Origin of the sequence: Veillonella parvula (assembly GCF_032472435.1) — a bacterium.
Lineage (GTDB): Bacteria > Bacillota > Negativicutes > Veillonellales > Veillonellaceae > Veillonella > Veillonella parvula_N.
On the sequence record NZ_JAWEGM010000009.1, the window covers coordinates 1 to 15942 of the forward strand.

General features: G+C 38.2%; 15 protein-coding genes, 1 tRNA gene and 1 rRNA gene. 15 read left to right on the top strand and 2 right to left on the bottom strand.

The window, feature by feature from the left end; all coding sequences use genetic code 11:
* Positions 1 to 107 (top strand): 5S ribosomal RNA (gene rrf, locus E7A03_RS09540); the annotation flags it as partial.
* Between the two features lie 682 nt (positions 108 to 789).
* On the opposite strand, the gene E7A03_RS09545 is transcribed toward rrf, so the two are convergent.
* Both E7A03_RS09545 and E7A03_RS09550 read right to left on the bottom strand, forming a co-directional pair.
* On the bottom strand, positions 790 to 999 hold the full coding sequence (locus E7A03_RS09545; RefSeq protein ID WP_004693239.1) for a TOBE domain-containing protein: 210 nt from the start codon (positions 997 to 999) through the stop codon (positions 790 to 792).
* Between the two features lie 88 nt (positions 1000 to 1087).
* A tRNA-Gly gene (locus tag E7A03_RS09550) sits at positions 1088 to 1161 on the bottom strand.
* Between the two features lie 138 nt (positions 1162 to 1299).
* Between E7A03_RS09550 and E7A03_RS09555 the strand changes: the two genes are divergently transcribed.
* The 14 genes from E7A03_RS09555 (at position 1300) to rsmI (ending at position 15931) form a co-directional block, all read left to right on the top strand.
* Entirely contained in the window at positions 1300 to 2631 is a 1332-nt protein-coding gene (locus tag E7A03_RS09555) for a PepSY-associated TM helix domain-containing protein (RefSeq protein WP_004693241.1), read from the top strand.
* Positions 2632 to 2728: 97 nt separating this feature from the next.
* Positions 2729 to 3886, top strand: a complete 1158-nt coding sequence (gene nhaA / locus E7A03_RS09560) for a Na+/H+ antiporter NhaA (RefSeq protein ID WP_004693243.1) — start codon at positions 2729 to 2731, stop codon at positions 3884 to 3886.
* A 35-nt stretch (positions 3887 to 3921) separates the two neighbouring features.
* Entirely contained in the window at positions 3922 to 5094 is a 1173-nt protein-coding gene (gene nhaA / locus E7A03_RS09565; RefSeq protein WP_004693245.1) for a Na+/H+ antiporter NhaA, read from the top strand.
* A 262-nt stretch (positions 5095 to 5356) separates the two neighbouring features.
* The gene (locus E7A03_RS09570) at positions 5357 to 5965 is read left to right on the top strand and encodes a peptidoglycan-binding protein (protein WP_004693247.1); all 609 of its coding nucleotides are present in this window, start codon (positions 5357 to 5359) and stop codon (positions 5963 to 5965) included.
* Between the two features lie 226 nt (positions 5966 to 6191).
* Positions 6192 to 7010: a pur operon repressor gene (gene purR / locus E7A03_RS09575; protein WP_004693249.1), complete on the top strand. Its 819-nt coding sequence runs from the start codon at positions 6192 to 6194 to the stop codon at positions 7008 to 7010.
* 131 nt (positions 7011 to 7141) lie between these two features.
* Complete coding sequence (gene glmU / locus E7A03_RS09580) at positions 7142 to 8515, top strand: bifunctional UDP-N-acetylglucosamine diphosphorylase/glucosamine-1-phosphate N-acetyltransferase GlmU (RefSeq protein WP_004693251.1); 1374 nt, start codon at positions 7142 to 7144, stop codon at positions 8513 to 8515.
* Between the two features lie 127 nt (positions 8516 to 8642).
* Positions 8643 to 9596 carry a ribose-phosphate diphosphokinase gene (locus tag E7A03_RS09585; RefSeq protein ID WP_004693255.1) on the top strand — a complete coding sequence of 318 codons (954 nt, stop codon included), beginning with the start codon at positions 8643 to 8645 and terminating at the stop codon, positions 9594 to 9596.
* A 10-nt stretch (positions 9597 to 9606) separates the two neighbouring features.
* Positions 9607 to 10185, top strand: a complete 579-nt coding sequence (gene pth / locus E7A03_RS09590) for an aminoacyl-tRNA hydrolase (RefSeq protein WP_004693256.1) — start codon at positions 9607 to 9609, stop codon at positions 10183 to 10185.
* A gap of 57 nt (positions 10186 to 10242) precedes the next feature.
* Entirely contained in the window at positions 10243 to 11724 is a 1482-nt protein-coding gene (locus E7A03_RS09595; protein ID WP_287509180.1) for an aminotransferase class I/II-fold pyridoxal phosphate-dependent enzyme, read from the top strand.
* Positions 11725 to 11726: 2 nt separating this feature from the next.
* The gene (locus E7A03_RS09600; protein ID WP_004693261.1) at positions 11727 to 12413 is read left to right on the top strand and encodes a dTMP kinase; all 687 of its coding nucleotides are present in this window, start codon (positions 11727 to 11729) and stop codon (positions 12411 to 12413) included.
* Between the two features lie 75 nt (positions 12414 to 12488).
* The gene (locus tag E7A03_RS09605) at positions 12489 to 13529 is read left to right on the top strand and encodes a DNA polymerase III subunit delta' (protein ID WP_004693263.1); all 1041 of its coding nucleotides are present in this window, start codon (positions 12489 to 12491) and stop codon (positions 13527 to 13529) included.
* Positions 13530 to 14375, top strand: a complete 846-nt coding sequence (locus tag E7A03_RS09610; RefSeq protein WP_004693266.1) for a PSP1 domain-containing protein — start codon at positions 13530 to 13532, stop codon at positions 14373 to 14375.
* Positions 14368 to 15093, top strand: a complete 726-nt coding sequence (locus E7A03_RS09615; RefSeq protein WP_004693267.1) for a tRNA1(Val) (adenine(37)-N6)-methyltransferase — start codon at positions 14368 to 14370, stop codon at positions 15091 to 15093. The genes E7A03_RS09610 and E7A03_RS09615 overlap by 8 nt, the downstream gene beginning before the upstream one ends.
* Positions 15083 to 15931 carry a 16S rRNA (cytidine(1402)-2'-O)-methyltransferase gene (gene rsmI / locus E7A03_RS09620; RefSeq protein WP_004693269.1) on the top strand — a complete coding sequence of 283 codons (849 nt, stop codon included), beginning with the start codon at positions 15083 to 15085 and terminating at the stop codon, positions 15929 to 15931. Before E7A03_RS09615 ends, rsmI begins: the two co-directional genes overlap by 11 nt.
* Positions 15932 to 15942: the final 11 nt, after the last annotated feature.

Genomic DNA, 15942 nt, shown 5'->3' on the forward strand with positions numbered 1-15942 from the left:
ATGGCTATGAGGATCCACCTGTTCCCATCTCGAACACAGTAGTTAAGCTCATAAACGCCGAAAGTACTTGGCTGGAGACGGCCTGGGAGGATAGGAAGCCGCTGATTGACTAAAAGAAAAAGGTCTACCTAAAGGTAGGCCTTTTTCTTTTTGCTAGTCTTCGACTAGCTAACCCTACTAGAGCAGCCTCCAGCCAAGGTTGTAGAGGTTGTATCTATGTACGTGTCCGTGTAAGACGGCCCTGGGAAAAGCAGGGCAGTAGAAGATGGAGGAGTGAAACGACGACAGATTCACTGCATCGCTTTCTTCCGAACGTAAGATTTACCGAGCTGCGAAGCAGAGAAGGGAAATCCACAGTGAGGAAGCAAGTAGGGCAACCGAAGAGGTCTTAGAGCTAAGCGACGCAGCCGAACCATATGAGTGCTTCCGAACGTAAGATTTACCGAGCTGCGAAGCAGAGAAGGGAAATCCACAGTGAGGATTGATAGGAAGCCGCGGCTAATGGTAGTATCTAACTAATCCATACGGTAACGAGGCACAACGTGCCAATGTTACCGAACCGTAAAGCAGTTGAGCTACTTTAAATATATGTAAATAAACTTTATCTAATCGATACCGCGGTGCGCAGCACCAATGGTATCGAACCGTAAACTAGTTGAGCAACTCCATATTTATGTAAATAACAAGCCCCATGATCACAAAATCATAGAGCCTATATATTAATAACAACTTATTAGGAATTTAATATATATACAAAAAAAGAGCTGCCTAAGCAGCTCTAATTCTTTATTATTCTACACCAACCATTACGCTAGTGGATTTGATAACAGCGACAACTTCTTTGCCAACTGCTAAGCCTAATTCTTTAACGGATTGAATAGTAATGTCAGCAGTAACAATATTATTATTACCTACGTTGATTTTTACGATTGCATTTACAGCGCCTTCTTGGATCTCAACGATAGTACCTTTTAATTGATTTCTTGCACTTAATTTCATGGATATCTCCTTAAAAAACAATACAAAAAGTATATATATTATAATATTTTGCATATAATTTGTGATATACATTACATCACAAATTATATGGAGCGGGCGAAGGGAATCGAACCCTCCTCTCAAGCTTGGGAAGCTCGCATTCTACCGATGAACTACGCCCGCACGATGTAAATATTGTATCATATATTTACATATACATTCAAGTAATCATAGATATATCTATGATTATACCTATAGTAGTAAATGTATTGAATTACTTTCAATCTAGATGTATAAAATAATAGAAAAGGAGGAATTCGTATGTCAAAAGTATATAAAGTTCATAAATGGTTATCTATCATTTCCTTAATTTTCTTCTTAATGTTTTGTATTACAGGATTAGTACTCATGTTTCGAACTGAGTTAAATGCATGGGCTCAAGGTGGAACAACACATCATTCATCAGCTATAATGTCGATGAATGAACATGAAGAATCTATATTTAAGTATGCTGATCAGGGGGCACTACTTGTTAAACAGAAATATCCATCAAAAGATATTTTGAATATATCCCCTGCTATGGGGGCTACACATATTTTACGGTATCGTATTATTGAATCTACGGCTACGGTAGCACCTCCAGCTCGCATGGGAATGGGTGGGGATTATGTTTTATATAATCCTATATCTAAAGAACTGATTACTTCACATAATGAGCCTCCTGTACATCCTTGGATTCGTAGTATGTTACATACTCTTCATCAATTACATACACGATTAGATTTAGGTAAAATTGGCATATATATTGTAACATTCTTATCATTTTTATGTAGTCTCACTATTATTTCAGGGATTTTTTTATATGGTCCATTTCGTAAAAGTTATTCTAAAGCCTCTGTTTTATCTAAGAAAATGAAAATAGGTGCATTACATCGTGAATTCTCAATAGTTGCAACGGTCTGGGGATTTATATTATGTATAACAGGTGTATGGATTGGGGGCTTTTTTATTGCAAATGATAACTATAATGCCGATGTACTTCATAATGCTAAACAGGAACTTTCGATTGGACAATCTGAAATATTGCAACCATCAGAAGCAATTTCTCGTATAATGAAAGTATATCCAGATCGACAAGTTATTTCTATGGATTATCCATCTAAGTTTAACAATTACCATTATGCATTTTATTTAGGTGCAGAAAATGATGATGATCCAGCTATGTTTCTTGGACAGCCTGTATATGCTAACTTGTATGTCGATTCTAGTAATGATAGATTTTCTACTAAAGCAGTTCCATGGTATTTTACAGGTATGACAACTATGATTAACCTACATATTCATAATCATAATACGATGGCTCTGAAGATATTGTGGGCTATATGGGATATTGTTCTCATTATTGGTATCGTGACTGGACTTATGATGACTATTATTAGAAAGTATAAAAAATCAGATGTAATTCTATCTAAAGTATCGGTAGAGGAAAAGCATATTTGGCGTACACCATTATTTTGTAGTATATCTGTTCTTATAGGATTGCTTCTACCACTTTGGCAAAATCCTGTTATGAATACGATTGCTGCTATTTGTTTAACTGTATCACTTATTGTATTTTTTATCTCTTTACTTAAAGAAAGTAAACAATATTGATTATTTTCGAACTGAAATGATATAATAATAAATATAGTTGTTTTTATATACATAAAAATACGTATTATTATTTATGACTCAGAAAGTGGTAGTTATTATGAATTTTATAAAAGCATTTTTCCAGTCAGAGTCTGCTGGTGGGATATCCTTGCTGTCCGCTGCTATTTTAGGCGTTCTTGTGGCGAACTCACCGATTGCAGCACAGTATTTTGCAGTCATGCAAATACACCTTGGTCCAATGACTATACTGGAGTGGGTAAATGATGCCTTAATGGCTCTTTTTTTCCTTTATGTTGGTATAGAGATCAAGAAGGAAATGATTTCTGGGGAGCTTGATACGAAGGCGAAACGTGTGCTTCCCGTATTAGCCGCATTTGCAGGTGTTATTACGCCAGCTATTGTGTATTATTTTGCGGCTGGATATATGCCAGAATATAGACATGGTTGGGGGATTCCTACCGCTACAGATATTGCTTTTGCTATAGGCGTTATTACAATGCTTGGTAATAAGGTATCTACAGCGATGAAAGCCTTTCTAGCTGCATTAGCTATTATTGACGACTTGATTGCCATAGTCGTTATTGCTCTCTTTTATGGGGCAGGCGTTAACTTTATGGATTTAATAGCTGCTGCGGCTGTAACTGGTTTACTGATTTATACTAATAAGCAAGGCTATTTAAGACCACTTCCGTATTGTGTTCTAGGATTAGTTCTTTGGTATTTAGTTTTAAAATCTGGTGTGCATGCTACCATTGCCGGTGTTGTACTGGCTATGACAATTCCTTTTAAAGGTAAAGTTATAGATAAGGTAGTATATCCTATGGAAGAATGGGCGCATGCTTTACGCAATTGGGTAAACTTCCTAATTATACCATTATTTAGTTTTTTAAATGCTGGTGTATCCTTTGCTGATTTTTCCATAGACAATTTATTCCATCCTGTAATCATAGGTGTTTCATTCGGTTTAATCTTAGGAAAACAATTAGGTATATTCTCTGCCGTCTACATTTTGGTTCAATCTAAGGCAATTAAGATGCCTACAAAAACGACGTGGCCTGAAATTTATGGGACAGCTATTTTGTGTGGTATTGGCTTTACTATGAGCCTTTTTGTTGCTACACTGGCTTTCCCACCAGGTATAACACAAGAAATGGCTAAGGTAGGTATCTTTATAGGATCAATCACGGCAGGCTTGCTAGGTGCGATTGTCCTAATTTTAGCTTATCAAATACGCAAGATGCGTGGTAAAATTTAATAAAATAATCTTTTGTAAGTATAGAAAGGATTCAAATGGAACGCATTTTTGTTTTCTTACGTTCTCCAGGTGCAGCTACATCTGTACTCCTAGGAGCAACAGTACTCGCTTTAATTTTAGCGAACTCTCCATCATCTGAACAATACTTTCAAATCGTTAATCACCATATAGGTAATCTAACAATTTTAGAATGGGTTAATGATGCATTGATGGCAATCTTCTTCCTTTTTGTAGGTCTCGAAGTTAAGCGTGAATTAGTATCAGGTGAGCTTAATACTAATGCTAAGCGTGTGATGCCAGGCATTGCCGCATTATTTGGTGTTCTAACGCCCGCTTTTATCTACTACTTAATTGCAGGTTTTCATTCTGAATATATACATGGTTGGGCAATACCAACTGCTACGGATATTGCATTTTCCATCGGTATTATATCTGCGTTAGGCTCTAGAGTACCGAATTCAATGAAAGTATTTCTAACAGCTCTTGCCGTTATAGATGATTTGATTGCTATCATCGTAATTGCAATCTTCTATGCGTCAAGTATTCACATGATGTATTTAGGTGTGGCTGTCGTAGTTGTAGCTGCTTTAATCTATTGTAATAAGCAAGGATATGTACGACCTTTACCATATATCATTTTAGGGTTTATCCTTTGGTATTGTGTATTAAAATCTGGTTTACATGCAACTATGGCTGGTGTAATCTTAGCTATGACAATTCCTTCAAAAGGTAAACGAGGCCGTAAGTATGTTCGTCCAATGCAACATTGGGAACATTTATTATCCAATTGGGTTAGTTTTTTAATTGTACCAATATTTGCATTCTTTAATGCCGGTGTAGATTTACGTAATGTATCTGTTAATGACTTAACACATCCTGTAGTGCTTGGTGTTGCATTAGGTCTTATTATAGGGAAACAATTAGGTATTTTTGGTGCAGTATTTGCGATGGTGAAATGTGGCCTTGTACCAATGCCTACAGAAGCTAATTGGAAGCATGTATATGGTACTGCGATTGTATGTGGTATAGGCTTTACAATGAGTATCTTCGTATCTATCTTGGCATTTGAACCCGGTCACGCTCAAGAAATGGCAAAAGGTGGCGTTATACTTGGCTCATTAATCTCTGCATTATTCGGCTACATCTTCTTAAGACTTGTTGGTGCAAACCGAAAAGAATGTCATATTGGTGTATACCATAACTGCTAAAATTGAATAAAACTATTAAATCTCCATTATAGACTGAAGAGTATTTCCGACTTTAGAAGTAATCTAAGCGAATATTCTTGCAGGATATAATGGAGATTTTCATTGGTATCTTATAATTTTATGATATATATGTAATACACCCTTAAAACTATACTATAACTATAATTTAATATATATGAATTATTGATATTAATAGAACTTTTATGGTTTATAGATTATTTAAAACTGTATAGTATACTACTTAATGTAAGGTGAGGTGTATATGATAAAAAAAATAATTATTACATGTACGCTTGTTTGTATGATTGTAATGGTATCCTCTGTATCATTAGCAAAAACTATTGATCGGGGGCAACGAGGGCATCACGTTAGTAAGGTGCAAACCATGTTAAAGCATCAAGGTTTTTTACATGATTCTATAGATGGCATTTACGGTCATAATACAGAACAAGCTGTTCGAAAATTTCAAAAATCTAAAGGGCTCCCTGTAGATGGTCGTGTTGGTCCTGCTACGATGAATGCTTTGGAAAAGATGGAGACTCGTTATGGAGGCCATGGCACAGAACGCAATCATAATGGAGTGCCTAATAAATACTCTAAAGTTTTAACGATGGAGGCTAGTGGCTATTCATCTCAAGATCCTGGCAACGGAAAATATACAGCTACAGGTAGTCGTCTACGGAAGGGACTTGTGTCTGTAGACCCTAAATTAATTCCTTTGGGAACGCGATTATATATTGAAGGTTATGGCTATGCTGTAGCTGACGATGTAGGTGGTGCTATTAAAGGGCATCGCATTGATTTAGCTTTTGATTCTCGTGCAGAAGCATTACAGTTTGGACGTCAATCTGTAAAGGTTTATATTTTATAATGATAACTCTCTAGTTTTATATGATTATATGATAGATGTATAGACTACAATCATATTCTTGTATAAAATGCTAGAGAGTTTTTCTTTTACCGAATTATAATGTATTCAAAACCTCGAATATTCGGAAATTATGGTATAATAAATAATAGATATATGATGATGACTCATGATGTTAAATTAATGAGCATACTCAATAGTTATATGATGAATAGTAAAGGATAATCCTATGGATAAAGTACGGCGTGTAGAACGAATGGTGGCAATGACAAAACTGTTAGTTGATTCACCGCAAAAATTGATTCCTTTAAATTACTTTTGCGACTTTTTTGGCATGGCTAAATCAACGGTTAGTGAAGATTTGACATGTGTAAGGCAGTCTATGGAACACTTTCAACTGGGGACCTTAGAAACGGTGGCCGGTGTAGCTGGTGGGGTACGATTTATTCCGCATCGTAAGGGAACACAAGCGAACGATATTTTACGCGATGTACAAGCTCGTTTAATGGAGCCAGATCGCATCATTCCAGGTGGTTTTATTTATATGTCTGATATCTTATATGATTGGCATGTAATGACACGTCTGGGTGAGATTATTATGACTCGTTTCGTGGACCGTGAACCAGACTATATTTTGACTGTAGAGACAAAGGGGATTCCTTTGGCTGTAATGGTAGCGAGAGCTTTCAATAAACCACTTGTTATTGCTAGACGTGATAGTAAGGTAACAGAAGGTTCTGCTATTAGTATCAATTATGTAACAGGTTCCTCTGGGCGCATTCAAACTATGACTCTAACTAAACGGGCAATTCCTCCAAATGCGAAAGTGTTAATTATCGATGACTTTATGAAAGCTGGCGGTACCGCTAAGGGGCTTAAAGAATTAGTTCTTGAAATGAGTGGTGTCGTTGTTGGCACAGGTGTTCTTGTAGCTACAGCTGAACCAAGTCCGAAGTTGATCGATGATTATGAATCACTATTTACTTTTTATGGTATCGATGAAAATACAAAGAAAATTAGTATAGAGCCTGTGTTAGATGCAGAGTAAATCATTAATATTAGGAAGATTATAGGCTGATATAATGGTTTATATTGAGTATTGACCTATGGGCTAAATAATGACGTAAATAATATTTAAAATGGGTTAGAGATATAAGAGATAACAGATAGGAGATTACTATGAATATTGCAAGCCTTATTTTAGCTGCTGGTAAGGGCACGCGTATGAAGTCTAAATTGCCAAAAGTGTTACACAAGGTCGGCGGTAAGGCGATGGTAGAACGCGTTCTTGAAACGGTTCAATCCATTGGTACCAATCGCGATGTTGTTATTGTTGGTTTTGGTGGCGATGCAGTACAAAATTACTTGGGAGAGCGTGCTGAATTTGTTCGTCAAGAAGAACAAAATGGTACAGGTCATGCAGTTAAGATGGCTCAACCAGTACTTGGTGACTATGATGGTACAATCTTATTGTTATGCGGTGATACTCCCCTGGTTACAAAAGAAAGTTTAGAAGCGCTTTTAGAAGAACATAAAAATTCCGGTGCAGCAGCTACAATTTTAACTGCTCATATGCCGGATCCAACTGGTTATGGACGTATCATTCGTAATGAAGTGGGTTCTGTAGTTCGTATCGTAGAACAGAAAGATGGTAAACCTGAAGAATTAGCGGTTCAAGAAGTAAATACAGGTATGTACGCTTTTGATAGTAAAAAACTATGGCCTTGCTTAGATCAATTATCTGATGATAATGCCCAAGGTGAATTGTATATTACTGATGTAGTAGGTATTCTCGTAAATGGTGGCGACAAGGTAAGTGCATACATGACTAAGGATTTTGAAGAATCTTTAGGTGTAAACTCACGTTTGCAATTAGCAGAGGCTGAAGCTATATTAAAACATCGTAAAAATGTTGAGTTAATGACTGCTGGCGTAACAATTATTGACCCTGAAAATACCTATGTGGCTCCTGAGGTAACAGTAGGTGCAGATACAATTTTGCATCCTGGTACAGTCCTTGAAGGTGATACTATCATTGGTGAACGTTGTGAAATTGGACCACATACTCGTTTGACGAATGTAAAAGTCGGTAATGATACGATTATCCATTTTACTTATGGTCATGACTGTGAAGTAAAAGACGGTGTAGATGTAGGTCCATATGTCCATTTGCGTCCAAATACAGTTTTAGGTAATAAGGTTCATGTAGGTAACTTTGTAGAAGTTAAGAACTCTATTGTTGGGGAAGGTACCAAGTTTCCACATCTCTCCTATATCGGCGATAGTGATGTTGGGGCCGGTGTTAATATTGGCTGTGGCACTATTACCGTAAATTATGATGGGAAAGTTAAGCATCGTACGACTATTGGTGATGGTGCATTTGTTGGTTGTAATAGTAACTTAGTTGCTCCTGTAACAATAGGTAATTATAGCTATGTAGGTGCGGGCTCAACTATTACTAAAAACGTACCAGATAAGGCCTTGGCGGTAGGTCGTAGCAAGCAAATTGTGAAAGATAATTGGGTAACAGAGGATACTTTCAAAAAGAAATAAAAAAAATCTCATATTTTTTAACACAATTAGGTCAAAATAGTATACAATAAAAAGGCAATAGTGTGTATCTGTAATGTATGGATTATGGATAAGTAACCAGTATAGGAGCAAATGAAAGGGTAACAAAATGGCATTTGAAGACGGCAAAAAACTCAAGATTTTCACAGGTAATGCAAATCCTGCATTGGCAAAGGAAATTTGTGATTATTTAGGGTTGCCTTTAGGTGAAGCATTTGTAGGTCGTTTTAACAATGGCGAAGTACAAATAATGATTGATGAAAGCGTACGTGGCAAAGATGTATTTATCATTCAACCAACTAGCTATCCTGTAAATGATAATTTAATGGAACTCATGGTTATGGCTGACGCGTTAAAACGCGCTTCTGCACGTCATATTACTGCAGTAGTTCCTTACTATGGCTATGCTCGCCAAGACCGTAAGACTCGCGGTCGTGAGCCGATTACAGCTAAGTTAGTAGCTAATTTGATGCAAACGGCAGGTATTACACGTCTTGTAACAATTGATTTGCATGCAGGCCAAATTCAAGGTTTCTTTGATGTGCCTGTAGATCATTTGTTTGGCGCATCTATTTTGGCTAAATACATTAATGAAAAAAATATGGAAGATGTTATCGTTGTATCTCCTGACCTTGGCGGTGTTACAAGAGCTCGTGATTTGGCTGACCGCATTGGTGCACCGATTGCAATCATTGAGAAAAAACGCCCTGAACCAGGTGTGGCTAAAGTTATGAATCTCATCGGTGATGTGGCAGGTAAAAACTGTATTATTATCGATGATATCGTAGATACGGCTGGATCCTTGGTTGAAGGTGCTAAAGCATTGGAAGAATTCGGTGCTAAATCCGTTACCGCCGCTGTTACACATGCAGTGTTGACAGATCCGGCAAGTGAACGAATTGCAAATTCCAATATTAAGGAACTTATCGTTACTAATACTATTCCATTGCCGGAAAATTGCAACTTACCAAATATTACGCAATTATCCGTAGCTCCATTGTTGGGTGAAGCAATTATGCGTATCTTCCATGAAGTGTCTGTAAGTAATTTATTTGATAAATAATAGGTGATTCTTGAAATTAGTAGTAGGCCTCGGTAACCCCGGCAAGCAATACGAAAAGACAAAACATAATATTGGATTTATGGTTATTGATGCCATAGCCGATAGTGTCCCTCACACGCCTTGGAGAGAGGAGCAACGTGCTGAGGTATGCAGTATTACCGTAGATGGTGAGAAAGTATTACTTGTAAAGCCGCAAACATTTATGAATCTAAGTGGTGAGTCTGTAGGACCGTTAATGCGGTACTATAAAATTGATCCATCTGATGTGTATTGTATCTATGATGACATGGATTTACCTATAGGTAAGTTGCGTATTCGACCAAATGGTAGTTCAGGTGGACATAATGGGATTAAATCTTTAATTTCCCATATAGGAACAGAAAATTTTCCTCGTTTCCGCGTAGGAATTGGACGTCCATTGCCACAATGGACTGTCATTGATCACGTTTTAGCACCATTTAGTGAAGAGTCGCAAGAGAAGGTACAAAAAGGTATTAAGGATACGGTAAAAGCCGTATTAGGCACCTTAGAGGTAGGTATTGATAAAGGCATGAATCAATTCAATCCTAAACGTCGTCCACGGCGATAAATACATGCATAAGGGCATGAGTCTCATTGAGATTCATGCCCTTTTTACGAGGTACATATGAGTAATCAAGAAAAAATGCCTTTTGTAGAGGCTTTAGAATCATATAAAGAACAACATTTTGTGCCCTTTCATACGCCAGGTCATAAGATAGGTGTTGAAGCACCTCAACTGTTAAAGAATTGGATGGGGCCAGCGTTATCCTATGACTTAGGTGTTATGTATGCTTTAGATGATTTACATGAACCTGAACGGGAATTAAAAGAAGCGCAAGACTTAACAGCCGAATTATATGGAGCTGATTGTTGTTGGTTTTCTATTAATGGTACTACAGCTTTGATCGAAGCCATGATCATGGGGACTGTAGGGCCTGATGAAATCATTATCATTCCTCGAGAAGCACATCGTTCCGTTATTAGTGGGCTTGTCCTCTCAGGAGCCAAACCAGTATATATGGACTGTGATTTTGATGAACGCTGGGGAATTCCACTAGGTGTATCATTAGAAAATGCTATCAAATCAATGGATGCACATCCAGAGGCAAAGACGATTCTTTTAATTTATCCAAACTATTATGGCGTGGGCATAGATATTGTTAATATCATACAAGAGGCTCATAAGCGGGGACTTATTGTACTTGTTGATGAAGCTCATGGGCCTCATTTGCCGTTCTCTGAAAGTTTACCTATAGAGGCTATAGAGGCTGGAGCAGATTTGGTGGCTCAAAGTACACATAAATCTGTTGGCTCTTTGACACAAACATCTTGGCTATTAGGGCAAGGTAAAAAAATTGATAAGCGGCGTATTACGCAAATGCATCAAATGCTACAAAGTACGAGTCCAAACTATATTTTCCTTGCTTCCTTAGATATGGCGCGCCATCAATTAGCCACAGCAGGTAATGATTTAGTAAGTCGTGCAGTAGAGTTGAGTATGTACTTACGTGAGGAACTCAATAAAATTTCTGGTATTGCTACTATGGAATATACAGATATTCAAGAGCGGGTAATAAATTATGATTGTACTAAGGTGCTGATTGATGCAAAAGGCTTAGGTTTAACAGGTGTAGAATTTGAACATTTATTGCGCAATCATCGTATCGAAGTGGAGTTAGTACAGGCAAATCATGTGTTAGTGCTTATTACCATAGGTGATACAAACGAGTCTGTAACTGCTCTTATTAAGGCTGTACAAGCTGTAAGTGAAAAGGTGTTACGTACATTTAAAGAATTTAATAATACAGAGGAAGAGCAATTGCAAGACATTAGTAAAGATTCTGCGCTGCTGCCAGCGCCTATTGTGCGCATAACCCCTCGTAATGCTATGTATGCAAATCGTGAGCAAATACCGTTAAAAGAAGCACTTCATCGTATTGCAGGGGAGACAATTGCTTATTATCCACCGGGGATTCCCTGTGTAGCAGTAGGTGAAGAGATTAGTGCCTCTGTGTTACAATATATAGAGAATCGAAAGGCTCTAGGTTATGTACCTAATGGGTCTGATGATATGACATTGGAAACAATTTGGGTGTTACAGGAGTAATTATGGGGACTTTGATTATATTAGAAGGCGGAGACGGCAGCGGTAAGGCTACACAAACTAAACTCTTAGTAGAACGCTTGACCAAAGAAGGGCATGCCGTTAAGTCTGTGAGCTTTCCAAACTATGATAGCGGCGCCGCTATGCCTATTAAAATGTATTTAGCTGGTGAATTTGGTAAGAATGTACATGATGTAAATCCTTATGTGGCAAGCTCCATGTACGCTATCGATCGATTTGCTTCCTTTAGAACTGATTGGGAACAGTTTTACAAAAATGGGGGAATCATCATTGCAGATCGTTATACAACGTCTAACATGGTGCACCAAATGGTAAAATACGATAATCCGAAGGAACGCACTGCATTTTTAGATTGGCTTGAAGATTTTGAGTTCCAAAAATTTGGCTTGCCTAAACCTGATGCGGTATGCCTTTTAGATATGCCCCTTGAAGTGAGCGAAGCCCTTATGGCGGAGCGCACTGGTAAAACAGGAGGCAATACTGGTGATATTCACGAAGGAAATCATGCATATTTAGTAGCCGTTCACGGTGCGTATGAAGAATTAGTAAAGCGTTATCAATGGCACCGCATACCTTGTGCTTATAAAGCTAAGTCTAGTCAGTATACGTTGCGTACTATTGAAGAAATTCATAATGATGTATATAGTGTAGTAGAAAATCTACTACCTTAGAAAAAGGCGACTCTTTTAAAAGTCGCCTTTTTCCTATATAATATTAATATTGAGCATGTATTGATAGGAGGCGCTATGACATATTTTGATTCTATAATTGGTCAAGATTCGATTAAGGCACACCTATCTGAACTTGTAAGTCGTAATGCATTACCTCATAGTCTCTTGTTTTATGGCGAATCTGGTCTTGGCAAGCTAGATATGGCCATAGGCCTAGCATCTTTATTACTAGGGCGTCAAGTATTCTCTCAACCTAAGGGGGAATCTTATTTAGCAGAGGTTAAGGAAGCCCGTTTAGCAAATGGGGATACGGAAAAACGTATCGAAGCCGAAGGATTACCTATCTATATGGATAAGGGTGATGCCTTTTGGATTCGCCCTATGAAAACAACCTTAAAGGTAGAGCAGTGGTATTCATTATTACAAGATCATCTGTCTGTGGCGGGCAATGGGAACCGCGTTGTCATTGTGGAGGACTTTCACACAGCCAATGCAGTCATGGCAAATTCTATGCTAAAAACCATTGAGGAACCGCCCGAACAGGTGTACTTCATCATTATTACGAACAAGATTAACACCGTATTGCCTACCATCATTTCTAGATGTATGGGCGTTGGTTTTAACAGTGTTGATGTAGATACGATTCGCACCGCTTTTGTAGCGCGTGGAATTACCGGTGATATAGAACAGGCTTTGTTAGCTGGTCATGGTAATCCACAATTGGTGGAAAAACTGGCGACACAAGATTGCATTGAAATGCTAGAGTTAGCCGTTAAGGTGATGGACATATTAGCTTTTGAAACGCGATGGTTTACTATGATTTCCTTAGCTTGTGAAAGCTTATCTCGTGAAAGCCTAGCGGAATTGATGCACTGGCTACGCCTTGTAAGTAGAGATATGATGGCTATTAAAATGGGTGCTCAAGATACGCAATTACAAGTACCTATGTACAAAACTCAATTATTACGATTATTACCGCGCTGGTCCATGCAAGCATTGGCTAAGGTTATTACCGAAACATTGCAAGCAGAACGGGCTTTGCGCTTACATATAAAAACCGCTCTCGTGGTGGACGGTCTTAGTATCGCCCTTCATGATGCTCGGGAGGAGGATTAAATGCTAACCATAGTTGGCGTACGCTTTAAAAAGGCGGGAAAGATTTATTATTTTCAGCCTGAACAATTAGAACTATCCGTTGGGGATGGGGTTATCGTTGAAACAGCACGTGGTGTAGAATACGGCACGGTTGTGATTGGACCCAAAGAGGTCTTTGAAGATTCTGTTGTTGCCCCTGTGAAACCTGTTATTAGACAGGCAACTTCTAAGGATTTGAAACAAATTGAGAAGAATAAAGAGCGCGAAGAAAAAGCCTTTGAAATTTGTCTCGAAAAAATTGAAAAACGCAAGTTACCGATGAAACTTATCAATGTGGAATACACATTTGATATGAATAAGATTATATTCTTCTTTACTGCAGATGGCCGTATTGACTTCCGTGAGCTCGTTAAAGATTTGGCAACTATATTTAGAACGCGCATCGAGTTACGCCAAGTGGGTGTCCGTGATGAGGCTAAAGTACTAAATGGTATTGGTGCTTGTGGTCGACCTTTGTGTTGTTCAAATTTCTTAGGTGACTTTACGCCTGTATCGATTCGCATGGCAAAGGATCAAAATTTGAGCTTAAATCCTACGAAGATTTCTGGTGTATGTGGTCGATTGATGTGTTGCCTTAACTACGAAGATGATTTATATAAAAAAGGTGGCGACCTATATGTGAAGAAGGAACGCCCTCAATCTCCTCAAGATATAGCACCTCCTGGCATTGGTAAGGAGGTTGTTACCGATGAAGGTATTGGTAAAGTTTTAAAGGTAAATCATCATAAACATACTGTAAAGGTACAGCTCGAAGCGGGCTGTACTATCGATTTGAAATGGTCCGAGGTGGCATTGCCTGATGAATGATCAAGAACGACTTGATGATTTAATTATCGATGGCTTACAGATTTATCAGCGTTCTGATATGTTTCGCTTTTCCTTTGACGCCATAGCACTCATTCATTTTTGTCGTTTTAATGGTCGTCATACCTATGTTGATCTTGGAACGGGGTCAGGGGTTATGCCGCTTATAGGTACGTCATTAGGGGCAGGTCATATTACAGGTATAGAAATTAATGAAACTCTCGTTGAGTTGGCTAAGCGTAGCGTAGAACATAATCGTAAACAAGATGTGGTAAATATATTATGTGGCGATTATCGACATATGACATATCGCGATATACAAGATAAGCCTTTTGATGGTGTTATTGTTAATCCCCCTTTTTATGATTGTGAAAGCGGTGCAAAGCCTACATCTGAAGAGCGTACTTTAGCACTTCATGATGGACATACAACTTTATGTGATGTTCTGAAATCGGTACAGTCCTTTATTAAATGTAAAGGTCGCTTGTGGATGATTTATAGTGCTAGTCGCTTGCAATATGTATTACATGAACTAGAAAAGTTTAACTTCCAAGCAAAACGAATTCGGTTTGTTCATGGTATGCTAGATAAACCAGCAAAATTAGTTTTGATAGAGTCTATTTTTCAAGGTCAGGCAGGTCTTGTACTTGAGCCACCACTCATCGTTTACAAAAAAACGAATGTGTACACGAAGGAGGTGTCCTCTTGGTATGAACGATAATGAATGGGGCACCTTATACTTGGTGCCTACACCGATTGGTAATTTAGAAGATATGACGTATCGATCTGTTCGTATTTTGGGTGAGGTAGATGCTATTGCGGCTGAGGATACGCGTCATACGGGCATATTGTTAAAACATTTTGATATTAAAAAGCCTTTGATTTCTTATCATGAACATAATAAGGAGGAAAAAGGTGCTTATATTATGGAGCTTTTGTTAGAAGGTCAGTCTATTGCTTGCGTTAGTGATGCGGGTATGCCTGCTATTTCTGATCCAGGGGCAGACCTTGTAACAAAGGCCATTGAAGAAGGCATAACTGTAGTTCCATTACCAGGAGCCAATGCGGCGTTAACAGCACTTATTGCATCAGGTTTAGATACTAAATCCTTTACCTTTGTAGGGTTCTTGCCTAAACGGGGGAAACATCGTATTGAAGAATTAAAAAGACTTTCACAAGTGATGGGAACTTTGCTGTTTTACGAAGCCCCGCATCGATTACAAGAGGTTTTACAAGATATGTATGAAGTCTTTGGTAATCGCTCTATAACGGTGGTAAGGGAACTGACGAAGAAGTTTGAAACCTTCGTACGCACCGATCTAGAAAGCCTTATAAAGGATTTAGAACAGCTCACCTATAAAGGTGAATTCGTCCTTATCGTAGGCGGTGCTGATACAGTGGAGTCTGATACTAGTGAAGTGTTGGATAAACCAGTATCTTATGAAGATGCTGTGCAAGCCCTTGTAGATACAGGGGTACCTAAAAAAGAAGCTATTCGCCAGGTGGCAAAGCGTTTTAACGTTTCCCGCCGGGATGTATATAATATTGTAGAACGTTAAACCTTCCCATT